Consider the following 22,196-nt stretch of genomic DNA (forward strand, 5'->3'; position numbering starts at 1 on the left):
ATATTGTGGCATGGCAGAAGGCACTCCGAAGAAAATCCTTTTTATAGACATTGAAACCGTAGCGGGAACAGGAAAATTTGCTGAACTCGACCCAATTTGGCAAAAACTCTGGAGCAAAAAGGCTGTTAGTCTTTCAGGGGGAAATGAAGAAATTGATGCCGCTGAAATGTATGAAAACCGGGCGGCAATTTACTCCGAATTCGGAAAGGTAATCGTTATTGGGCTTGGGTACTTTGCTTTCAATGAAGATAAAAGTGTTGAGTTGAGGGTGACATCCCTGAGTAGCAACGATGAGCATCAGTTGCTTACAAGCTTCCAAAAACTAATGGAGCAAAAGTTCAATCAGGGCTACTTCCTTTGTGCTCACAACGGAAAGGAATTTGATTACCCTTATCTATGCAGAAGAATGACTATTCACGGCATATCGTTGCCCGATATTCTACGGCTCGAAGGCAAAAAACCCTGGGAAGTACCTCATCTCGACACGATGGAAATGTGGAAGTACGGAGACAGAAAGAGCTTTACCTCTTTGCAACTTCTCACAACAGTTTTGGGAATTCCGTCTCCAAAAGATGATATTGATGGAAGCATGGTAAATGAAGTTTACTATGGCACCGGAGACATTGACAGAATTGCCCGCTACTGCAAAAACGATGTGGTAGCAACTGCTCAGGTCTTCCTTAGGCTGCATCAACAACCGACTATTCCAAAGGATAAAATATTGTTTGTAGATTTTAACGAATGACTTCCGACCCACCTGTGCTGCTCAATATTTCGGAACTCACCGTCCGATTCGGGCAGCAAAATTTACTTAACAATGTTTCGCTGTCGATAGCGCCCGGTGAGTCGCTGGGTATACTCGGCGAAAGTGGTGCTGGAAAATCCTTGCTGGCACATAGCATGCTGCATTTGCTGGATGAAAGGCTTGACCTCTCTGGAAGTATTAGTTGGGAAGGTCAACCACTTGAAGATCAAATCGGCGTACTGAGAGGGCGCTCCATTGCTTACATTCCCCAGTCGCCGCTGGAGGCAAGCTTTCCGGTAACCACTCTCCTTAGGCAATGGCAGGATCAGTGCCAGGCTTTAGGAATCAAGTTTCAACCTGAGGAGGCCTATGACCTGGTGCGAAGGGCTGGCATTGATGATCCCGCAAGGGTGCTGGGCAGTCTTCCGCATCAACTTTCCGGGGGGCAGCTACAGCGCATGCTGATAGCGATGGCTATGATTGCCCGGCCAAGCCTCATCATCGCTGATGAGCCGACAACAGCACTTGATACCGTGAATCAGGCAGCCATTTTGCGACTTCTCAAAGATTTTTCCAAAAAGGAGAAGGTGGCGCTTGTATTTATTACCCACGACCTGTCAATTGTGGGACCTATGTGCGACAAGCTGATGGTGCTTAACAGTGGAAGAGTAGTTGAATATGGGGTGACCAAAGAAGTAATGGCCCGGCCCGGGGAAACATACACCAGCAGTTTAATTGACGCACATAAGCGGCTGGTGTCTCGAAAGGAAGAACCCGAACGGCTTTCCCACAGGAACGCTCCGGTTTTGGCTGTACAGAATCTGGACTTTGTCTACCAGCCAACTGGATTTTTCTGGCGCAGAAATAAAGCCGTCAAAGCTGTTCAATCGGTGTCACTGGAGCTTTACCAGGGAGCGATAAGTGGGGTAGCGGGTATTTCCGGGTCGGGGAAAACCACTCTAATGCGGACGCTGGCTGGCTTGTACCCGGAACATTTCGATAAGTTGTATTATCAGGGCAGGTCTGTCAACACCCTGACTGCCGATGAGCTGGTGGCCTTCCGAAGAGCTGTTCAGGTGGTTTATCAGAACCCTTCCAGCGCTTTCGATCCTCGTCAAAACATGGAGCAAATACTCAATGAAGCCATCGCCGAAAACCAAAATGAAACTAAAACTACCATAAAAGACTTATTAGACTGGGTGAGGCTGCCGCAGGGACTTTTGAAAAGCCATACCAGTCAGCTTTCTGGTGGCGAAAAACAACGCCTGGCAATTGCCAGGTCGCTGACGCTACAGCCCAGGATTTTGCTTTGCGACGAGCCTACCTCCTCGTTGGATCAATCCATACAGGCTGAAATTCTCGATCTTTTCCTTTACTTGAAAAAAGAGCGTAACTTGGGCGTTCTGCTGGTATCGCACAATATTGCAGCTCTCCGCCACACGTGCGATTACCTGACAGTGATGGCAGACGGTGAAGTAAAAGAAACGGGAGAGATTGAAAAAGTGTTGGCCAACCCAACATCAGACTACACCCAACAGTTAATTGATGCAGAACCTGCATTGACCCATAATTTTTTGTAAGAAAACTCCTACATGAGTAAAAAGAATAATAAGAAGAGAAAAAACAGCGGAGAATCACCAGGAAGAAAGACAATATCTGCAGGACAGATCAAAGAATCAGTTCTACATCTGTTCAGACAACAATCGGGCAAGCCCTGGTCTATCAGGCAAATGATACAAACGCTCGGTGTTCGTGATAAGAAATCTAAAAACCTTGTTTCTGAAGTTGCCTTTCGTCTGGAAGACGAAGGGATTATAAGCCGAAACAGAGATGGCCGGTTCGTTAGCCAGCAAATGCCATCGGCTTTGGTAGGCGTTGTCGACCATGTTAACTCACGCTTTGCCTACATTATTTGCGCCGAACTGGATGAAGATGTATACGTGAAAACGGACGATCTTGAGTTTGCTGTGGATGGTGATACGGTGAAATTCGAGCTTTCGGGCAAGTTCCACGGCAAGAAGCACCGAGAAGGCAGGGTAACGGAAATTGTCCAGCGTAAAAAGGATGAGTTTGTTGGAAAGCTTCAGCTATCCAAGAGATTTGCCTTTGTCATTCCGGATAACAGAAAGATCCATAACGATATTTTTGTCTACCCCGAGCATATCAATAATGCAACAACCAATGATAAGGTCATTGTAAAAATTGACCGATGGCACGACAGAACCAATAAGAGCCCGGTAGGCAAAGTGGTGCGGGTATTGGGCAAGGCCGGTGAAAATGAAGCCGAGATTCACTCAATCATGGCTGAGTTTGACCTCCCGTTTACATTCCCCGAGGAGGTAATTTCGGAGTCTGATAAAATTTCGGAGTCTATTCCTGAGAAGGAAATAGCAGCCAGAAGGGACTTCAGAGGCGTTACCACATTCACCATCGACCCGGAGGATGCCAAGGATTTTGATGATGCGCTCTCTATCAAGTTTCTTGAAAATGGAAACTACGAAATTGGCGTGCACATTGCCGATGTAACCCATTATGTGAAGGAAGAAACCATTCTTGAAAAAGAGGCCTACTCCAGAGCCACGTCTGTTTATCTGGTGGATCGTACCGTGCCAATGCTTCCTGAGAAGCTTTCCAACGCACTTTGCTCATTAAGGCCGAACGAAGACAAGTTGACATTCTCAGCAGTTTTTGAGATGGAGAGCAGCGGAAAAATTGTCAACGAGTGGTTTGGAAGAACAGTGATCCATTCCGACCGGCGCTTTAGTTACGAAGAAGCCCAGGCGGTCATCGAAGCTGGCGTTGGCGACTATTGCAACGAGCTGAAAGTTTTCAACGACCTGGCCAAGCTGCTTAAAAACAAGCGGTATAAAAATGGAGCCATCAACTTTGAAACCATTGAAGTGAAGTTCAAGCTTGACGAGCAGGGCAAACCCCTGGGTATTGTGCCCAAAATAAGAAAGGACGCACACAAGCTCATTGAGGAGTTCATGCTGCTGGCCAATAAGCGGGTAGCCGAATTCGTATTTGGGCAAAAAACTGAAAGTGGAAGAAAGACATTTGTGTATCGTACCCACGATTCACCTAACGAGGAGAAACTCCACAACTTCACCCTGTTCGCCAAGAAGTTTGGGCATAAGATCGACCTGACGGATGAGAACCTTTCGTCAACACTTAATAAGTTGATTGACGAGATTGAAGGAAAGCCGGAGCAAAATGTGCTGACATCGCTGGCCATCAGAAGCATGGCCAAAGCAAAGTACACCACAGCGGCCAACGGGCACTTTGGTCTGGCATTTCCACACTATTCACATTTCACCTCGCCCATCAGGCGTTACCCCGACATGATGGTGCACCGGCTGCTGGCCCACTACCTGAAAGGGGGTAAGTCGGTAGAGCAAGACAAATATGAGCCTATGTGCGTGCACAGCTCCGACATGGAGAAAAGGGCAGCTGACGCCGAAAGAGCGTCTATTAAATACAAGCAGGTAGAGTTCATGTCAATGGCGGCCGACAAAATATTTGACGGTATTGTGGCTGGCGTTACCGAGTGGGGTATTTATGTGGAAATCATCGAAACCAAATGCGAGGGCATGGTGAGGCTGGCCGACCTGAACGACGATTATTACGAATTTGATGAACAAAATTACCGTATTATTGGTCGTAACAATAAGCGGATGATTACGCTGGGCGACGAGGTAAAAGTGAAAGTCACCAATACAGACATCGATCGCCGGACAATCGATTTGGAATTTGCTAACGAAAAATGACAGAACTGCTGCGTCAGTACACAGAACTCCTTAACAAGGAACTGACCAAATTTGAATTTGGTAAACACCCCAGAGAACTATACGAACCAATCAGGTACATCATGGATTTGGGCGGTAAGAGAATGCGGCCTATCCTGGCCCTTCTTGCTTACAAGCTTTTCAGAGACGATGTAGCATCAATCCTTCGTCCAGCTTTGGCTGTGGAGGTGTTCCATAACTTTACGCTCATGCACGACGACATTATGGATAATGCGCCGTTGCGTAGAGGTCAGGCCACTGTTCATGAAAAATGGGACAACAATGTAGCCATCCTTTCTGGCGACACTATGCTGGTGAAGGCTTATGACCTGCTACTGGAGGTGCCGGGTGAAAAACTGCCAGGCATCATTCGCTCTTTTAATCAGTGTGCGGTTGAGGTGTGTGAGGGCCAGCAAATCGACATGAATTTTGAAAAGCTGGACGCCGTGACCGAAGCTGACTACATCGAAATGATTCGGCTCAAAACAGCCGTGCTGCTGGGCTTTAGCCTGGAGTTAGGTGCGGTACTAGGCAACGCCAGTGTCCATGACGCTCAACTTTTGAAAAGCTTTGGTGAGAACATCGGCATCGGATTTCAATTGAAAGACGACCTGTTGGATGTATATGGTGATCAGGCGAAGTTCGGAAAACAGGTGGGCGGAGATATTATTGCCAACAAAAAAACGTTTTTGCTGATACAAGCCCTTCGGGTATCTACGGGAGATGACAAACGGCAGCTCGAAAATTGGCTGATGATGAAGGACTTTGATACGGACGAAAAGGTAGAAGCGGTCAAGGGAATATATGATCGAAATGGGATCAGGGAGCTGACTGATCAAAAAATGAATGATTACTTTCGTCTTGCATTGAAGCAGCTTTCCGACCTTTCTTTGCCGGACAGTAGAAAACAGACGATGAAGGATTTTGCTGACTACCTCATTGCCCGAGAGAACTAAAAATTGACGCTCCAAAATAGCTATTCACCTGAATTATGAGTCCCACACTGATTATCCTGATTGTCACAGTCGTTATTTCAATCATGGGGTTGAACAACCCAAATTTGCTTTACAAACTCACCATGAGTCCCTATGCCATTAGGGAGAAGAAAGAGTACTGGCGATTTCTGACGTCTGGCTTCGTGCACAACAGCTGGATGCACCTGGGCTTCAACATGTTCACCTTCTTTTTCTTTGGGCAGGCAGCAGAGCAGATTATTGGCTACTACTCGGGAGGAAGTAGCATTCAATTCATTGTGTTTTATCTGGTAGCAATCGGTTTGTCGGATGTGCCGAGCTACTTCAAAAATAGAAATAGCATTCACTATCAATCGCTTGGAGCCTCAGGAGGTGTGACTGCGGTAGTTTTTTGCAGCATTCTATTAAACCCTTTGAACAAGATTTACCTTTTTGGCTTGATTGGGCTGCCCGGCTTTATTTTAGGAGTTCTTTATTTGATCTACACGATCAATCAGTCACGGCAAATGAGCGATAATATCAATCACATGGCTCACCTGACGGGGGCTATTGTTGGTATCGTTTACAGCATTTTCATTCACCCGGGTGTGGTGGGTGACTTCTTTGAGAAAGTAGCGAGCTACAAATTATTCGGGTGAGCTAGTTCGTTCCGTTGGGGTCGGGGTCAAGCAGAGAATCAGCATTTTTGTTCTTGGTGCTTGCCGCAAATAAGAATGCCAGGCCAACTACAGCAACCGCTGGCACTACCAGAAATAGTACGTTCTGGCCTACTCCGCTGTCCTTCTTTTTTCCAAAAACACCTTTTTGGTTAGTTTTTTCTTGAAGGTTTTGGTGCCTTCCCATTCTTTTCTTCTTCTCCTTGTGTCTTTTCTTCTTTCTGTTTCCTGGACCAAAAAGTCCCAAAGCTTCCTCTTCGAGCATTTCAGCCATCTCGGTTTCCATTGCGAGTCCATTTTCTGACAACGGGGTTGTTTCAAAAGTCCTGGAGACTTGTGCGTGCATTTGGCTTGCAACACTGGCGGAAAGATGCAGTGGCATACAGAAAAGCAGAAGATAGGCGCACCCTACAAAAGAAAATTTGCGCATCGAGCTAAATGGTTTGGTGCAAATTAACGATAAAAACGGAACTGTTGTATAAGTTAGTCAATTTTAGCTTCTAAAAAATGTACAGTTTAATATTGGGAAAATTATGAATTATAAATAGACGGTTACTGCTTGGCTGATGTTATGCCTGGAGCACATCTCTAAAATAACGAAAGCCCTGTCGATCACTCAACAGGGCTTCCATATAAAATAGATTAGTTAATTACTTCGCAGCTGGCTCAACAGAAACAAAAGATCTGTCTTTGTAGCCTTTTTTGAAGTTAACAGTGCCTTCCACTAGTGCGAACAGGGTGTGGTCTTTGCCCAAACCTACGTTTTCACCTGGGTGATGAGTAGTGCCTCTCTGGCGAACAAGGATATTTCCTGCTTTTGCCAACTGGCCACCAAATATTTTCACGCCTAGTCTTTTGCTATGCGATTCACGGCCGTTTCTGGAACTACCTGCGCCTTTCTTGTGTGCCATGGTCTTTTACTATTTAATGTTTTCAATTAAAACCTTTGTAAACTGCTGACGGTGACCGTTCTTCTTTTTGTAGCTCTTACGACGCTTCTTTTTGAAGACAATCACTTTGTCACCTTTAACGTGCCCAAGGATTTTACCTGACACTTTCACTCCTTTTACGGTAGGAGTACCAACCGCTACTTTGCCGTCATTGTCGACAAGTAGCACATTTTCAAATTCGACGGAAGCGCCTTCTTCGCCAGCCATTTTAGGGGCATAAACGAATTGGTCTTTTGTTACTTTGAACTGCTTTCCGGCGATGTCTACGATAGCGTACATATCCGTTGTTCTTAAAACTTTTGTTGTAAAAAGGACTGCAAAGGTATAACTATAATATATATTTTACAAGGGTCTTGTCAAGAGATACAACCCATAGTTGACACTAAAATAATTTAACTTTTTTTCGACTGCGAATACAGCGAAAATGAAATGAAGTAGAAGTTCCGATATAAAGTCATAAGCTTTTAGTTTTCAGTATGTTATGAATGTTTTTGCACTATTTTAATAACGTAACTTTGTGCATGAAACCACTTTTGATTTTTTCAACCGTTTTCACATATTTGTACTGCTTGTTTTTTGAGGGGGTTTCACTCTCATCAGGCCAATCCAGTCGGGCCTTTCGTTTTTAAATACATTATAGCACTATTCCAAGATATCACCTGCTCAGTATGGAATGGTGGCTCTAAGTCATTGTATTTAACGAGACCGACCTACAAAAGGAAGAAAGTAAGACCAGGAGAAATAAGATTTTGAATTAGTAACAAGTAGTTAATATGTCGACAAAAGCAATTGAGGAGCCAATACTGAAGGAAGACAATAGCAGGTTCGTTCTATTCCCCATCAAGCACCACGATATCTGGGAGTTTTATAAAAAAGCTGAAGCGAGTTTTTGGACGGCTGAAGAAATTGACCTTAGCCATGACCTGAAGGACTGGGCCAATATGAACGAGGGCGAGCAGCATTTTATTAAACATGTGCTTGCCTTCTTTGCTGCCAGCGATGGTATTGTGAATGAGAACCTTGCTGAGAATTTTGTTTCGGAAGTGCAGTACACCGAGGCGAAGTTTTTCTATGGCTTTCAAATTGCGATTGAAAACATTCACTCCGAGACATATTCATTGTTGATTGACACCTACGTGAGAGATGCGAAAGAGAAGGATCTTCTTTTCAATGCTATCGACACGATGGATTGTGTGAAAAAGAAGGCAGACTGGGCGCTTCGCTGGATAGACGAAGGATCGTTTCAGGAGCGACTCGTGGCCTTTGCTGCCGTTGAGGGTATTTTCTTTTCAGGCAGTTTCTGCTCAATCTTCTGGTTGAAGAAGCGTGGTTTGATGCCGGGGCTTAGCTTTTCAAATGAGCTGATCTCCAGAGACGAAGGACTGCACTGCGACTTTGCTTGCTTGCTTTACAACAACCACGTAGAAAACAAGCTGCCAGTTGAAACACTCCAGAAAATCATATCCGATGCTGTGGAAATTGAGAAAGAGTTTGTTACAGACGCCCTTCCGGTGAAACTCATTGGTATGAACGCTGACCTCATGTGCCAGTATATTGAGTTTGTAGCTGACAGATTGCTGGATGAGCTTCATTGCCCTAAGTTGTATAACTCAACCAATCCGTTCGACTTCATGGAAATGATATCGCTCCAGGGAAAAACCAACTTTTTTGAGAAAAGAGTGGCTGAATACCAGAAAGCGGGCGTTATGAATAACAATGACAAGGACTCACACAAGTTCTCACTAGACGAAGAATTTTAATCACCACCACCAATACCTGATAAACCATAGATATGTTAGTAATTAAAAGAGATGGTCACAGAGAGTCAGTGAAATTTGACAAAATCACTGCCAGAATCGAGAAACTCTGCTACGCACTCAATGCAGATTATATTAGCCCTGTTGAAGTTGCCATGAAGGTAATTAACGGTCTGTATGATGGGGTGTCGACCCAGCAGCTAGACAACCTTGCTGCTGAAACAGCAGCAAGCATGGCAACCAAGCACCCGGACTACGCCATTCTGGCTGCCCGTATTGCTGTGAGCAACCTGCACAAGGTTACCAGCAAGTCGTTCTCCAACACAATGAAGAGACTCTACACCTACGTGGATCCTAAAACTGGCGAAAATGCTCCTTTGATCTCAAAGGAAGCGTGGAAGGTGATAAAAGAGAATGCCGCTCATCTCGATTCTTCTATTATATATGACCGTGACTTCGGTTATGATTACTTCGGCTTCAAAACACTGGAGCGCTCCTACCTGATCAGGCTTGACGGACAAGTGGTGGAGCGTCCGCAGCATATGCTGATGAGAGTAGCTGTAGGTATTCATATGGACGATATCGATTCTGTGATTGAAACCTATAATCTGCTGTCAGAAAAATGGTTTACTCATGCGACGCCTACATTGTTCAATGCAGGAACGCCCAAGCCACAGCTTTCATCTTGTTTCCTTCTTCAAATGAAGGACGACAGCATCGACGGCATTTATGATACTTTAAAACAGTGCGCCAAGATTTCTCAGTCTGCTGGTGGTATCGGACTGAGCATTCACAATGTTAGAGCAACGGGATCTTATATCAGGGGAACTAACGGTGTTTCTAACGGCATCATACCAATGCTTCGCAATTTTGACATGACAGCTCGTTATGTTGACCAGGGTGGTGGAAAGCGCAAGGGAAGTTTTGCTATTTACATAGAGCCATGGCATGCTGATATTTTCGATTTTCTTCAGCTGAAGAAAAACCACGGTAAAGAAGAGCTTCGTGCCCGTGACCTTTTCTATGCACTTTGGATTCCAGACCTTTTCATGAAAAGGGTAGAGTCGAACAGTGAATGGTCTTTGTTGGACCCTAACGAGTGCCCGGGCCTTTCTGATTGTTGGGGAGAGGAGTTTGAGCGCCTCTACGAAAAATATGAGAAAGAGGGCAAGGCTCGTCGCTCAGTAAAAGCACAAGAGCTTTGGTTCGAAATACTGGAAGCACAAATTGAAACAGGTGTTCCTTATATGCTTTTCAAAGATGCGGCCAATAGAAAGTCGAATCAGAAAAACCTTGGTACTATCAAGTCTTCTAACCTATGTACAGAGATCATCGAGTACACTGCGCCAGATGAGGTGGCAGTTTGCAACCTTGCTTCTTTGTCGTTGCCTAAGTATGTGAATGAGGATGGCACGTTTGACCATCAGAAACTATATGAGATCACAAAAGTAGCCACCAAAAACCTTAACAAGGTGATTGATGTGAACTACTATCCGGTTCCTGAAGCCCGCAAGTCGAATATGCGTCACCGTCCTATTGGGCTAGGTGTGCAGGGGCTGGCCGATGCGTTTATTTTGATGCGTTATCCATTTGAGTCGCCCGAAGCTAAGCAGCTGAACAAGGAGATATTCGAGACCATTTACTTTGCTGCCATGGAAGCATCTATGGAAATAGCCAAAGTAGAAGGTGCTTATGAAACTTTCAAAGGCTCGCCTACCTCAAAAGGTATCTTCCAGTTCGATATGTGGGGTGTTACACCAGACAGCGGTCGTTGGGATTGGGAAAAACTGAAGCAGGAAGTGAAGAAAAATGGTGTGCGTAACTCTCTATTGGTTGCGCCAATGCCAACAGCTTCTACCTCGCAGATTCTTGGTAACAACGAATGTTTCGAACCATACACTTCCAACATCTACACCCGTCGGGTATTGTCAGGAGAGTTCATTGTGGTGAACAAGCATTTGCTGAAAGACCTGATTAAGCTGAACCTCTGGAGCGAGGACATGAAGAATCAGCTTATGGGAGAGAATGGCTCAATTCAAAACATTCCTGGGATTCCAGATGATATCAAAGAGCTATACAAAACGGTTTGGGAGATTTCTCAGAAGACTATTCTGGAAATGGCGGGCGATCGTGGCCCATATATCTGCCAGAGCCAAAGCCTTAACATCCACATGCTGAATCCGAACTTTGGTAAGCTTACTTCTATGCACTTCACGGCATGGAAGCTAGGGTTGAAGACTGGTATGTACTACCTGAGGACTAAGGCTGCCACTGATGCGATTAAGTTCACGGTGGAAAAGCAAAAGAATAAAGTTCCTACTGCAGCAGAACTGGAGGAGATGGATGCGAAGAACCAGGCCGACATGTCGTGCTCGCTCGACGATCCGGAGTCTTGCGAATCTTGCAGCGGATGATGAAATGATTATTAATTCTGCCTTTTAAATACACCCCTTCTCAGCAATGAGAAGGGGTTATTTTTGTGTGCTCTTTGAAGAGAAATCAAGCACCGCAAAACTCCTCAATTCCTTCTTTGATCCTCTTAAAAATCTCGTCCCGGATCTCATCATTTTCTTCCAGCAAAGTCATGCGAAAGCCCATCAGGTCAGAGCAAAAAGAAGAGATAGGTACGAGGCAGACCTGTTTGGCCGCCAGCAGGTAGTAGACAAACCTTTTGTCCATTTCCATTGGCCCATTATTGCTTTCAAACCAGCTATCCAGTAACTGTTTCACTTTGGCGTCTTTGATAGGCATCGACTGGCCTGGTTTCAAAGCGTCGGGTTTGAAGATCATCGTGTTATAGAAGGCGCCATTGGTCTCATTGAAGGTGATATAAGGGTTGCCCTTGAAGGTTTTAGAAAGAAAGGCACTTCTTTCACCAATTCGTTTGTTGGTTGCCTTAATGAAATCCGGGTACCGGCTATCAGACATGATTCTTGGAATAGCCCGTTGAGGAAGCTTGGTAGAGCTCACCTCTATCATTTTGGCATTGTCGATGGTCTGGCAAAGTCTGGCAAACTCAGCGTCCTTGTCACGGTTGTAATACTCAGCCCATCCGCATCGGGCACCCGGCCACGGAAACTCTTTGGAAATCCCTTTTAGGGACATGCCCGGCACATCGCCAATTACTTCTGCAAGAGAGCAGGTATCGGCATTGTTGTAGATGATGTTCATGTAGATTTCATCACATACAATGAAGAGGTTAAACTCTTTCGCAATGGCCACCATGCGTTCCAGAATCGGTTTTGGATACACCATTCCCGTCGGATTGTCGGGGTTGATGATCAGCATGCCGACAATGTTCGGGTTGTATTTTATTTTGTTGTAGAGGTCATCCAAATCCGGATACCATGAGTTTTCCGGATCCAGCTTGTAGGTCAGCGGGTGGTTGTTGGCATGCGATGCCTCGGCTGACGAGTGTGTAGAGTAAGCAGGCGACGGTCCTATGACCCTGGCAGAAGGAATCAGGTACTGATATATTTTAGCTATGGCGTCACCCAGGCCATTAAAAAAGGTGATGTCGTCGGCTGTGATTTGAGCACCGCCTTTTTTGTTGTTTCGATCTGCTAAAAACTCACGGGTATGCAATACTCCTTTGGAATGACTGTATCCGAATGTCTCATCTTCGAAGAGGAGCCCTGAAATGATTTCTTTCATCCAATCAGGAAGCCTGCGGTTCTTCTGGATAGGGTCGCCAATATTTTCCCATAGGATATTGTAGCCAAGCTTTTCCAGCTGTTCCGCCTTTCTAACAATGCCTCTTATTTCATAGGAAAGTTCATTGGCCCCTTCACGTAGTAACTTCTGTCGCATATCAACAATAGGATGCTGGGACTTCTCCCAATAGGTGTCTGAAAAAAGTGCTTAAGTCGGGCTAATGAAAGCACAAAGAAAAAAGCTTAGAAGCTTCTTTGAAAGAAGTCTAAGCTTTTTAAATCTTTGGTAGAAAACGACTACTTCTTCGAACCAGCGATAATTTGCTCCACCACCTCTGGGTTCAGTAGGGTGGAGATGTCACCAAGATTAGAAACATCACCCTCCGCAGCTTTTCTAAGTATCCGTCTCATGATCTTTCCTGACCTTGTTTTTGGCAAGCCTGGCACAATCTGAATCTTATCAGGCTTTGCAATCGGCCCAATGATCTTGCTTACTGTTTCACGAATTTCGTTGATAAGGTTTTCTTCCGTTCTGTTCGACATGTCGGCAATAACAAAGGCGTAGATGCCCTGGCCTTTTATGTCATGCGGATAGCCAACTACGGCTGACTCTACCACCAGAGGGTGCTCGTTGATGGCATTTTCCACCTCTGCTGTTCCCATTCTGTGTCCGGATACATTAATGACATCATCTACCCTGCCGAGGATACGGTAGTAGCCATCCTCGTCTCTCTTCACACCATCTCCCGTGAAATAAAGGCCGGGGTATGTTCCGAAGTAAGTCTGCCTGCACCTTTCGTGGTCGCCATAGGTGGTGCGCAGCATGCCAGGCCACGGGAATTTAATACACAGGTTGCCTTGCACACTTTTTCCTGTCAGCTCTTTGCCGTCAGGGTCAACTATGATGGGCTGAATGCCTGGAAGTGGGAGGGTGGCATAGGAAGGCTTGGTAGGTGTTACGCCGGGAATCGGTGAAATCATAATGCCACCGGTTTCGGTTTGCCACCATGTATCGACAAGGGGGCATTGGTTTTTGCCCACATGGTCGTGGTACCAGTGCCAGGCTTCTTCGTTGATGGGCTCGCCTACGGAACCTATTACTTTCAATGAATCAAGCTTGTAGGGAGCCAGTGGTTCCAATCCGTACGCCTGGAGCGCCCTGATGGCCGTTGGGGCAGTGTAGAACTGGTTCACCTGGTATTTGTCTATTATTTCCCAGAAGCGGCCCGGATGTGGGTAGGTGGGCACGCCCTCGAACATCAGCGTGGTGGCTCCTGCCAAAAGCGGACCGTATACTATATAGGAGTGTCCAGTGATCCAGCCAACGTCCGCAGTACACCAGTATATATCGCCAGCACTGTATTGAAATACGTTTTGGAAGGTGTATTGTGAGTAGATCATGTAACCACCGCAGGTATGCACCACGCCCTTGGGCTTGCCGGTGGATCCGCTGGTGTAGAGAATGAATAGCAGATCCTCTGCATCCATTTCCTCTGCCTTGTTTTCCTTCGACACGCCCTCAATGGCCTCGTGCCACCATAGGTCTCTTCCAGGCTTCATGGTGACAGCAGACCCGGTTCTTTTGAAAACGATGACCTTCTCAATGGTCGTCGTTTTCTCTATGGCCTCGTCTACCACACCTTTCACATCGATGGCTTTATTGCCCCGGAAGTTTCCATCGGAAGTAAGAATCATTTTTGCCTCACAATCATTGATTCGGTCGGCCAGCGAAGTGGAGCTGAAGCCTGCAAAAACGACTGAATGCACGGCACCGATTCTGGCGCATGCCATCATGGCAACAGCTGCCTCAGGCACCATAGGCATATAAATAATAACCCTGTCGCCCTTTTTTACACCATTCTTTTTCATGGTGTTGGCAAACTGGCAGGTCATCTCGTACAATTCCCGAAGGGTAATGACCCTGTTTTTTTCTTTTGGGTCGCTGGGCTCCCATATAATGGCAGGGTGGTCACCTAGTGTGAAAAGATGTCTTTCAAAAATATTTTCAGTAATGTTGAGCTTACCATTGCGGAACCATTTGATAGTGGGTTTGTGAAAGTCCCACTCCACTACTTTGTCCCATTTCTTCCGCCAATAAAAGTTTTCAGCAATTCTTGACCAGAAAGCCTCCGGCTCATTCACACTCTTTTGGTACTCGTGAATATACCCGCTGAGGGTTTGTATTTTATCCGTCATCTCAATTCCCTTTCTGTATGGTATGTGTTACAAAAATCTATCGGTTCAAGTTACCCAAAAGTAAAAACGTTCACAACCGCAATGCCTCAAATGGATGAGTAAATTGTTGGCGCACACATTAGCTGTGTGTAGCACCTCCGGCGCCTCTCGGGTAACGGATACTTTCCACCATTTCCTGCACATCTTCCGGAGGTGCCGGTGTAAACCGTGAAACAACAAGTGAGACAGCAAAGTTGACGAACATGCCCGCAGTGCCAAATCCCTCTGGAGAAATGCCAAACCACCAGTCGGCCGAGGTCGTTGGCCCACCTATCCAACCCAGCTTGTATCGCATCATGTAAAACAGGGTGATGCCCAGGCCGGCGATCATGCCTGCGATGGCTCCCTCTTTGTTCATTCTTTTGTAGAAAATGCCCATGATAATGGCCGGGAAAAAGGATGCGGCTGCCAGGCCAAAAGCCAAGGCGACAACTGCTGCCACAAAGCCGGGGGGATTGATGCCGAAATAGCCAGCGACTATCACAGCCAGCAATGCCGCACCTCTGGCAAACCAAAGCTGATTTTTGTCTGATTGATTGGGGGCAATTTGTTTTTTGATGAGGTCGTGAGCGATAGACGTGGAGATCACGAGTAGCAAGCCTGCTGCAGTTGATAAAGCAGCTGCGAGCCCGCCTGCTGCTACCAGGGCAATGACCCAATTGGGGAGCCGGGCGATTTCAGGATTGGCGAGCACCATGATGTCTGGGTCGATGGTCAGTTCGTTGGTGTTGGCATCAGCCCCATAGGTAACGATGCCGTCATTGTTTTTGTCGTCAAACTTGATGAGCCCGGTCGTTTCCCAATTCGAAAACCACTCGGGTAGACTGCTGTACTCTTTGTTGTGGACGGTGGAGATGAAGTTTGTTCTTGCAAAAGCCGCTATGGCTGGAGCGGTAGTGTAGAGAATAGCTATAAAGATAAGTGCATAGCCAGCGGAAATTCTGGCATCTTTTACTCTTGGAACGGTGAAGAACCTTACGATCACATGAGGAAGCCCAGCTGTACCGACCATGAGAGCGGCCGTAATAAATGTCAGGTCAATCATGGTCTTTTTGCCTGTGGTGTAGGCGGCAAAGCCCAATTCCTGATGCAGGCCATCTAGTTTGTCCAGAAGGTAGGTGCCATCAGATAGCTCGCTGCCGAAACCCAGCTGGGGAATCGGGTTGCCTGTCATAATCAGGGAAATAAAAATGGCAGGCACCATGTAGGCAAAAATCAGTACACAATATTGAGCGACCTGGGTGTAGGTAATGCCTTTCATGCCACCCAGCACGGCATATATCAACACGATGCACATGCCTATGATAACACCGGTATTGATATCCACTTCCAGAAAACGAGCGAAGACGATGCCCACGCCTCTCATTTGGCCCGCAACATAAGTAAACGAGACGAACAGGGCGCAGATGACGGCGACGGTTCTGGCAAGGTTGGAGTAGTACCTGTCGCCAATAAAGTCAGGCACTGTAAACTTGCCAAACTTCCTTAGGTAGGGCGCAAGCAAGAGTGCAAGCAGCACGTAACCGCCTGTCCAGCCCATGAGATAAACAGTGCCATCGTAGCCCATGAACGAAACTAGTCCGGCCATTGAAATGAAGGAGGCTGCTGACATCCAGTCGGCGGCAGTGGCCATGCCATTGGCGAGCGGCGAAACACCTCCTCCGGCCACATAGAATTCTTTGGTGCTGCCGGCCCTCGACCAAATGGCGATGCCGATATAAATAGCGAAAGTGAAGCCTACGATAATGTAGGTCCAGGTTTGTACATCCATTTTTTAAGTAGGTTTAAGCAGGTTATTTTTCGTCAACGTCGTACTTCTTGTCCAGCTTGTTCATCCAGCGAACGTACAAAAAGATGAGGACGACGAATATGTAGATGGAGCCTTGTTGGGCAAACCAGAAACCGAGTTTGAAGCCACCCAATCTCACAGTGTTAAGGGTGTCCACAAAGAAAATCCCGAAGCCAAACGACGCTAGAAACCAGATAATGAGAAGTATAGAAAGGTAGCGAAGGTTTCTTTGCCAGTATTGTTTGTGCCATTTGTCTTCCATCAGCGAACTTGTTTAGTGTGTTAAGCTTAAGTTGGGTGCCTTGTTAGACACTCGAAACAGTAAGGTACTAAAACAAGTGAAATAATGTAATGGAGATGGGTATTAGTGGTTGCTTTTGTTGCGAGAGGCGGGAATTTTAAGTCTACTCCTCATTTCCCTTGTCCATCAGCAGCTTTCTCAGCTCAATGGTGCTCACGATGTCTTCATCGGCACCCCGGTTGCGTTTGATTTGGTCAATGTACTGCTTCTCTTTTTCCTTCAGCGCAGTAACTAACTCATACTCGTTGGCATATTCTACAAAGGCTGTGTCGGGCGACCAGAACTTGATAAAGTCGTCAACCTCGGTGGTCAGCAATGAGGTGTTGGTTGTTACGTACCTGGGGCTTAGACGATTTTTCACAAAATACTCGTAACGGGCCACCTGGTATTCTTGCTTCCTTATTTGGTCCAGCTTTTTCAACTGCTGATACTCGCTATTGAATTGAGCAGCAAGTAAGGTCAAAGCGCCCGTTAAGCCAACCGATACGCCTGCACCCCCGGGGCCCATGCTTAGGCCAGGCTTATAATAGCCAGGCTCCAGCTCTTTTTCTTTGAACTTGTCATATGGAATCCGCTCGTGGTCATAGAATCCTTCCATGGGCATTTTCCCATAAATGGTGATGCCTTGCAGCTCCACAGGATCCTGCGACATATAAATAGTGTGCTCTATTTTTCTGCTGGCGGGAATATCAGTAAACAGGAAAAAGCGTGTGGCATACCCAATGGAAGAAATAACGAGTGTATCTCCTCTTTGGAGCTGAATAGTGAATTTACCCTTTTCGTCCGAAACCCTGAACCTTTTGTAGTCCATCGAATAGGCATGGGCGAAGGGGACAGGTACCGTGTCATTTTTGTCAAGCAACGTGCCTTCTACAACAAAAGTATCGTTGAAAATGCCCTGAGACCAGGCAAAAGAACTGCCTGCCAGGAAGAAAATGACCAATATGACGTGCTTTTTAATCAACCTTTTCTTGAATGAGCCTCAAAGATAATTAAAGTCTTGGGCATTGATGCGCATTCAAGACCAGCGATTTGAACGATTGGTTGTATTACATCAGCGCTTCTGATATCATCGCAACGATGCCGCCAATGATGATGGTCAAATTTTTCTTCCAGCCATGATGGTGTTTGGGGCTGCTTTCAAAGAAGATGGTGGTGGAAATATGGAGAAAGTTGCCACTCACAATCGCAAACAAAGCCACCGACCCAGACTCGGAAAGTAGAAGCTGATCTTTCAGAATATTGCTGACAATCAGGCCCAATGGGGATGCAATGGCAAACAGAACTAGTAGCAATATGGCCTTTTTGCTTTTACCCATGAAGTAGCCCAGAACCGACATAAGGGCAAAAGCGGCAGGTATTTTGTGCAAAAGAATGCCAACAAGCAAGGTCCACGACTCATGCTGTCCATGAATAACTCCAGGGTGTGCCAAAACTGTTCCTTCCAAAAAGGCATGCACGCAAAGAGCGACCGTGATAGAATAGGGTGCTAATCCGGATTGGTTTTCCGGCGAATGATCGTGGCTATGGCCATGCTCAACCCCAGTGGTGAAAAACTCCAGAAAGTGTTGCATGAGAAAGCCCGCCAGCACCAGCATGCCAATATGTTTGCCATCCGTGGAAGACTGCATAATCTCAGGCAGAATATGTATGATGGTGATGGAAAAGAGGTACGAACCTGCGAAAACCAATGCAAGCTTATAGCTGGCTCCTGCCGGTTTTGAAAAGAACAGAGAGGCAAGCCCACCCGCCAGCGTCAAAATAAAAAGGGAGGTAATGCTAATAACCATTGTGAGCGGGTAAGCTAAAAATGAAGGACTTGTGGATTTCTGTTCGACACATTTGCCAGCAAAAATTTTGTCAGGTATCGTTAGTAAATACCGAAAGTACGCAAAAGGTTCAATGCCCTAAAATTTTCTGGTAAACCCTGTTTCTATGGGGCAGTGGAAGTGCTTGCTTCAGGGAACAGCAGGTAGCGAATATTTGCCTTGATGCCGGCTGTCACAACTGTGTGTATTTCGCCACCGTCTCCGCTGTAGATAAGTATAGCGTCCAACTCTTTGTGGGCATCAAAAAGCGTGGCTGCCTTTTCCACTCCCATTACCATACAGGCGGTGGCCAGGGCGTCTGCTGTCATGCAATCCCTGGCAAAAACTGATGCACTTAGCAGGGAGTGCTGAACAGGCCTGCCACTCACGGGGTCGATGGTATGGGCATATTTTTTTCCATCCACTTCATAAAAGTTTCGGTAGTTGCCAGAAGTGGCCATCGCTCTGTTGTCGAGGCTCACCGTCGCAGCAATATTTTCATTGGTAATATCCAGCTTCGGGTTGTCTACGCCAATGAGCCAGGCTTCGCCGTTTTCATTTTTGCCACGGCAGGTCACTTCACCGCCTATTTCCACCATATAATTACTGATGGACTTAGAAGCCAGAAAATTTCCGACAAGGTCAACAGCATAGCCCTTGGCAACAGCGCTGAAATCGAGGTACATGCCCGAAACCTCCTTGACTGCGTAAGCAGAAGTGAATCGTATCATGTCAAACCCGACAAAACTGAGCAGGGAATCCACTTTTGCCGTGTCGGCGGAGGGTTGTTTGTTGGGGCCAAAACCCCAGGCGTTGACCAGGGGGCCAACCGTTGGGTCAAAAGCTCCACCTGTCATTTCATATACCGACTTGCTGGCTTCCAGCACGGGAAACATCAGCGGAGATTCAAATGCCAGCGAGTCGGCTTTGTTGAATCTTGAGATCTCTGAATCTGCCACGTAGGTGGAGAGAGATTGATTGAATGCCCGCAGCAATGAGTCTACCTGGTTTTGGTACGACACCCCGTCAGCAGAAATATATTTCACATGGTAGGGTATTGGGCCCATGGTTGTTCCCTGCAGCATTATTACCTGGGTTGACGAGCTGTTTCTCCTTACAAACACAACGATAAATAGTGCGATGACAAATAGTAGAGGCAGAATTCGCTTCCTGACAAAAGGATCCATTGACAATCAGTTTTTAGGCTCGCAAGTTACAGTTAAAAATCTTGAATGACTGAACAAAGGGCTGCGAACTATCCACTTAAGAATGCGATTCGTTAACTTAGCGCAAATCCTCAATTGAGTATGAGAGAAGACTACCTCCGCAGCGACGACGAACAAATGAGCTCCACCGAAAAGGAGATAGAAAAGGCATTGCGCCCTTTGAATTTTGGTGATTTTACCGGGCAGGAGAAGGTGGTTGAAAACATCAAAATATTTGTCAGTGCCGCCAAGCAGCGCAACGAGCCTCTGGATCATGTTTTGCTTCATGGCCCCCCTGGCCTGGGTAAAACCACCCTTTCGCACATCATTGCCAATGAGCTCCAGTCGAATATAAAAATTACCTCCGGCCCGGTGCTTGATAAACCCGGCGATCTGGCAGGTCTGCTGACCAACCTGGAACCTTACGACGTACTTTTTATAGATGAGATTCACCGGCTTAACCCAGTGGTGGAGGAATACCTTTATTCTGCCATGGAGGATTATCGGATTGACATCATGCTTGATTCAGGCCCTAACGCCCGGAGTGTGCAGATTACGCTCAGCCCTTTTACGCTGATTGGCGCCACTACCCGATCCGGCCTGCTGACCTCGCCACTGAGAGCTCGCTTTGGCATCAATGCGAGGCTCGAGTATTATGACGCCAAGCTTTTGACACAGATTGTAAAGCGTTCATCTGACATCCTGAACACGCCGCTCGAAGAGGACGCCGCCTACGAAATTGCCCGCCGAAGCCGTGGTACGCCCCGGATTTCCAATAACCTGCTCCGCCGGACGAGGGACTTTGCCCAGATAAAGGGGACAGGAACCATCACCATGCCAATTGCCGAAATGGCGTTGAGGGCACTCGATGTTGACCAAAATGGCCTGGATGAAATGGATAATAGGATTTTATCCACTATCATACAAAAATTCAGCGGTGGCCCCGTTGGCCTCAGCACTATTGCTACCGCTTGCGGCGAAGAGGCCGAAACTATCGAGGAAGTGTACGAGCCTTTTCTGATCCAGGAAGGGTATATCAAAAGAACGGCGAGGGGACGAGAGGCCACGCCTATGGCTTACAAGCATTTAAAAGTACCCCTTCCCGGAAGATCAGGTACCCTGTTCGATGAATAAAAGCGGCGTTTAATATGCCCACTCACACAGTTTCAAAAAACACACAGATAGTTAAAGCCATAGCTAGCGAGCTGGGTTTTTCCTTTTGTGGTATAGCAAAGGCTGAATTTCTAGCCGAAGAGGCACCAAGGCTGGAAGAATGGCTGACGAGGGGCTACCAGGGAAAAATGGGTTACCTGGAGAATCATTTTGATATGCGGCTAGACCCCACGAAGCTTGTTCCAGGCGCCAGAAGTGTGGTGTCGCTGGTGTACAATTATTACCCGAAGGCGAAGCACGAAAAAGAGAACAATTTCAAAATTGCCAAATATGCTTACGGGCAGGATTATCACTTTGTGATAAAGGAAAAGCTCAAGACATTCTTTTCAACTATACAAAAGCGGATTGGGGAAGTGGAAGGCAGGGTGTTTGTGGACTCAGCTCCTGTGCACGAACGTGCCTGGGCTGCCAAAAGTGGCCTGGGCTGGGTGGGCAAAAACAGCTTGCTGCTGAACAAACAAATGGGCAGCTTTTTCTTTTTGGCGGAGCTCATCATTGACCTGGAGCTCGAAGCTGACGGCCCCATGAAGGACTATTGTGGCACCTGCACCGCCTGTCAGGATGCCTGCCCTACTAATGCCATTCCTGAACCCTATGTCGTTGATGGGAGCAGGTGCATTTCTTACCTAACCATTGAGCTGAAGGAGAGCATTCCAGCGGAGTTTAAGGAAAAAATGGAAAACTGGGTTTTTGGATGCGATATCTGTCAGGATGTCTGCCCATGGAATCGGTTTTCGAAGCCCAATCATGAAGATGCCTTTGATCCACAGGGCTGGGAGAGTTTTACACGGGGTGAATGGGAGGAAATGACAGAGGAAACGTTTGGCAGGGTATTCAGGAAGTCGGCGGTGAAGAGAACTAAGTTTGCAGGCCTGAAGAGAAATATACAATTTGCGGGAAAAAAGTAAGGGACAATTTCTTGTCCCTTCGGTGGTTAATGTTATAATTTGACTTTGCTGAATTGTTTGTTAAGGATTAACTGATACATCTTTCCAAATTGCTCGTAGCACCAATCCCGGAAAACGAGTAGCTCATCCGGTACCAACGCCTTAATAGCTTTTTTCAATTCCTTTTCGAAAAGAAATTTGTCAAAGCTAACTTTACTTAAGATTGTTTTAAAGTACTCTAACATGGGCATTCTTGTTCTTAACATAACATACAGTCG

Annotated in this window: 19 protein-coding genes; 9 read left to right on the forward strand and 10 right to left on the reverse strand. The window is 46.5% G+C overall.

The genetic code is table 11. The annotated features are described in order from the left end of the window. The first annotated feature begins 10 nt into the window (after positions 1-10). The 5 genes from RT717_RS26510 to RT717_RS26530 are packed head-to-tail and all read left to right on the forward strand — an operon-like array spanning position 11 to position 6,142. Positions 11-745 (forward strand): 3'-5' exonuclease, encoded by a 735-nt coding sequence (locus RT717_RS26510; protein ID WP_317489340.1) that lies wholly within the window; start codon positions 11-13, stop codon positions 743-745. Beyond that, positions 742-2,325 (forward strand): ABC transporter ATP-binding protein, encoded by a 1,584-nt coding sequence (locus RT717_RS26515; protein ID WP_317489341.1) that lies wholly within the window; start codon positions 742-744, stop codon positions 2,323-2,325. Before RT717_RS26510 ends, RT717_RS26515 begins: the two co-directional genes overlap by 4 nt. A 12-nt stretch (positions 2,326-2,337) precedes the next feature. Then, positions 2,338-4,512 carry a ribonuclease R gene (rnr, locus tag RT717_RS26520; RefSeq protein ID WP_317489342.1) on the forward strand — a complete coding sequence of 725 codons (2,175 nt, stop codon included), beginning with the start codon at positions 2,338-2,340 and terminating at the stop codon, positions 4,510-4,512. Further along, positions 4,509-5,486: a polyprenyl synthetase family protein gene (locus tag RT717_RS26525; protein ID WP_317489343.1), complete on the forward strand. Its 978-nt coding sequence runs from the start codon at positions 4,509-4,511 to the stop codon at positions 5,484-5,486. Before rnr ends, RT717_RS26525 begins: the two co-directional genes overlap by 4 nt. A 35-nt stretch (positions 5,487-5,521) precedes the next feature. Next, positions 5,522-6,142 carry a rhomboid family intramembrane serine protease gene (locus RT717_RS26530; RefSeq protein WP_317489344.1) on the forward strand — a complete coding sequence of 207 codons (621 nt, stop codon included), beginning with the start codon at positions 5,522-5,524 and terminating at the stop codon, positions 6,140-6,142. 1 nt (position 6,143) lies between these two features. Here the strand turns inward: RT717_RS26530 and RT717_RS26535 are convergent, their stop codons facing one another. The 3 genes from RT717_RS26535 to rplU all read right to left on the reverse strand — a co-directional run bounded on the left by RT717_RS26535 (position 6,144) and on the right by rplU (position 7,389). Beyond that, positions 6,144-6,446: a hypothetical protein gene (locus RT717_RS26535; protein ID WP_317489345.1), complete on the reverse strand. Its 303-nt coding sequence runs from the start codon at positions 6,444-6,446 to the stop codon at positions 6,144-6,146. 364 nt (positions 6,447-6,810) lie between these two features. After that, complete coding sequence (gene rpmA / locus RT717_RS26540) at positions 6,811-7,071, reverse strand: 50S ribosomal protein L27 (protein WP_317489346.1); 261 nt, start codon at positions 7,069-7,071, stop codon at positions 6,811-6,813. A 9-nt stretch (positions 7,072-7,080) separates the two neighbouring features. Beyond that, positions 7,081-7,389: a 50S ribosomal protein L21 gene (gene rplU / locus RT717_RS26545; protein ID WP_151997592.1), complete on the reverse strand. Its 309-nt coding sequence runs from the start codon at positions 7,387-7,389 to the stop codon at positions 7,081-7,083. Between the two features lie 494 nt (positions 7,390-7,883). Here rplU and RT717_RS26550 point away from each other — a divergent pair, with 494 nt between their 5' ends. Then, positions 7,884-8,870, forward strand: a complete 987-nt coding sequence (locus tag RT717_RS26550) for a ribonucleoside-diphosphate reductase small subunit (RefSeq protein WP_317489347.1) — start codon at positions 7,884-7,886, stop codon at positions 8,868-8,870. 32 nt (positions 8,871-8,902) lie between these two features. Next, on the forward strand, positions 8,903-11,281 hold the full coding sequence (locus tag RT717_RS26555) for a ribonucleoside-diphosphate reductase subunit alpha (protein WP_317489348.1): 2,379 nt from the start codon (positions 8,903-8,905) through the stop codon (positions 11,279-11,281). An 85-nt stretch (positions 11,282-11,366) separates the two neighbouring features. Here the strand turns inward: RT717_RS26555 and RT717_RS26560 are convergent, their stop codons facing one another. From RT717_RS26560 to RT717_RS26590, 7 genes are all read right to left on the reverse strand, one after another. Continuing rightward, positions 11,367-12,677 (reverse strand): pyridoxal phosphate-dependent aminotransferase, encoded by a 1,311-nt coding sequence (locus RT717_RS26560; RefSeq protein ID WP_317489349.1) that lies wholly within the window; start codon positions 12,675-12,677, stop codon positions 11,367-11,369. A gap of 140 nt (positions 12,678-12,817) precedes the next feature. After that, positions 12,818-14,716, reverse strand: coding sequence for an acetate--CoA ligase (gene acs, locus RT717_RS26565; RefSeq protein WP_317489350.1), 1,899 nt, complete (start codon positions 14,714-14,716; stop codon positions 12,818-12,820). Positions 14,717-14,834: 118 nt separating this feature from the next. Next, complete coding sequence (locus RT717_RS26570) at positions 14,835-16,526, reverse strand: sodium:solute symporter family protein (protein ID WP_317489351.1); 1,692 nt, start codon at positions 16,524-16,526, stop codon at positions 14,835-14,837. Between the two features lie 22 nt (positions 16,527-16,548). Continuing rightward, positions 16,549-16,806 carry a DUF4212 domain-containing protein gene (locus tag RT717_RS26575; protein WP_317489352.1) on the reverse strand — a complete coding sequence of 86 codons (258 nt, stop codon included), beginning with the start codon at positions 16,804-16,806 and terminating at the stop codon, positions 16,549-16,551. A 142-nt stretch (positions 16,807-16,948) separates the two neighbouring features. Beyond that, positions 16,949-17,788, reverse strand: a complete 840-nt coding sequence (locus RT717_RS26580; RefSeq protein WP_317489353.1) for a carboxypeptidase-like regulatory domain-containing protein — start codon at positions 17,786-17,788, stop codon at positions 16,949-16,951. Between the two features lie 106 nt (positions 17,789-17,894). Then, complete coding sequence (locus RT717_RS26585) at positions 17,895-18,635, reverse strand: ZIP family metal transporter (RefSeq protein ID WP_317489354.1); 741 nt, start codon at positions 18,633-18,635, stop codon at positions 17,895-17,897. A gap of 143 nt (positions 18,636-18,778) precedes the next feature. Further along, positions 18,779-19,840, reverse strand: a complete 1,062-nt coding sequence (locus tag RT717_RS26590; protein WP_317489355.1) for an FAD:protein FMN transferase — start codon at positions 19,838-19,840, stop codon at positions 18,779-18,781. Positions 19,841-19,960: 120 nt separating this feature from the next. Here RT717_RS26590 and ruvB point away from each other — a divergent pair, with 120 nt between their 5' ends. Continuing rightward, on the forward strand, positions 19,961-20,992 hold the full coding sequence (ruvB, locus tag RT717_RS26595) for a Holliday junction branch migration DNA helicase RuvB (protein ID WP_317489356.1): 1,032 nt from the start codon (positions 19,961-19,963) through the stop codon (positions 20,990-20,992). Positions 20,993-21,006: 14 nt separating this feature from the next. Next, positions 21,007-21,939: a tRNA epoxyqueuosine(34) reductase QueG gene (queG, locus tag RT717_RS26600; RefSeq protein WP_317489357.1), complete on the forward strand. Its 933-nt coding sequence runs from the start codon at positions 21,007-21,009 to the stop codon at positions 21,937-21,939. Positions 21,940-22,196 lie beyond the last annotated feature (257 nt).

The organism is Imperialibacter roseus, assembly GCF_032999765.1.
Lineage (GTDB): Bacteria > Bacteroidota > Bacteroidia > Cytophagales > Cyclobacteriaceae > Imperialibacter > Imperialibacter roseus.

Excerpts from the sequence above, each read along its gene's own strand:
- RT717_RS26510 (WP_317489340.1), top strand. The coding sequence starts at position 11 with ATGGCAGAAGGCACTCCGAAGAAAATCCTTTTTATAGACATTGAAACC.
- RT717_RS26515 (WP_317489341.1), top strand. The coding sequence starts at position 742 with ATGACTTCCGACCCACCTGTGCTGCTCAATATTTCGGAACTCACCGTC.
- rnr (WP_317489342.1), top strand. The coding sequence starts at position 2,338 with ATGAGTAAAAAGAATAATAAGAAGAGAAAAAACAGCGGAGAATCACCA.
- RT717_RS26525 (WP_317489343.1), top strand. The coding sequence starts at position 4,509 with ATGACAGAACTGCTGCGTCAGTACACAGAACTCCTTAACAAGGAACTG.
- RT717_RS26530 (WP_317489344.1), top strand. The coding sequence starts at position 5,522 with ATGAGTCCCACACTGATTATCCTGATTGTCACAGTCGTTATTTCAATC.
- RT717_RS26535 (WP_317489345.1), bottom strand. The coding sequence starts at position 6,446 with ATGGAAACCGAGATGGCTGAAATGCTCGAAGAGGAAGCTTTGGGACTT.
- rpmA (WP_317489346.1), bottom strand. The coding sequence starts at position 7,071 with ATGGCACACAAGAAAGGCGCAGGTAGTTCCAGAAACGGCCGTGAATCG.
- rplU (WP_151997592.1), bottom strand. The coding sequence starts at position 7,389 with ATGTACGCTATCGTAGACATCGCCGGAAAGCAGTTCAAAGTAACAAAA.
- RT717_RS26550 (WP_317489347.1), top strand. The coding sequence starts at position 7,884 with ATGTCGACAAAAGCAATTGAGGAGCCAATACTGAAGGAAGACAATAGC.
- RT717_RS26555 (WP_317489348.1), top strand. The coding sequence starts at position 8,903 with ATGTTAGTAATTAAAAGAGATGGTCACAGAGAGTCAGTGAAATTTGAC.
- RT717_RS26560 (WP_317489349.1), bottom strand. The coding sequence starts at position 12,677 with ATGCGACAGAAGTTACTACGTGAAGGGGCCAATGAACTTTCCTATGAA.
- acs (WP_317489350.1), bottom strand. The coding sequence starts at position 14,716 with ATGACGGATAAAATACAAACCCTCAGCGGGTATATTCACGAGTACCAA.
- RT717_RS26570 (WP_317489351.1), bottom strand. The coding sequence starts at position 16,526 with ATGGATGTACAAACCTGGACCTACATTATCGTAGGCTTCACTTTCGCT.
- RT717_RS26575 (WP_317489352.1), bottom strand. The coding sequence starts at position 16,806 with ATGGAAGACAAATGGCACAAACAATACTGGCAAAGAAACCTTCGCTAC.
- RT717_RS26585 (WP_317489354.1), bottom strand. The coding sequence starts at position 18,635 with ATGGTTATTAGCATTACCTCCCTTTTTATTTTGACGCTGGCGGGTGGG.
- RT717_RS26590 (WP_317489355.1), bottom strand. The coding sequence starts at position 19,840 with ATGGATCCTTTTGTCAGGAAGCGAATTCTGCCTCTACTATTTGTCATC.
- ruvB (WP_317489356.1), top strand. The coding sequence starts at position 19,961 with ATGAGAGAAGACTACCTCCGCAGCGACGACGAACAAATGAGCTCCACC.
- queG (WP_317489357.1), top strand. The coding sequence starts at position 21,007 with ATGCCCACTCACACAGTTTCAAAAAACACACAGATAGTTAAAGCCATA.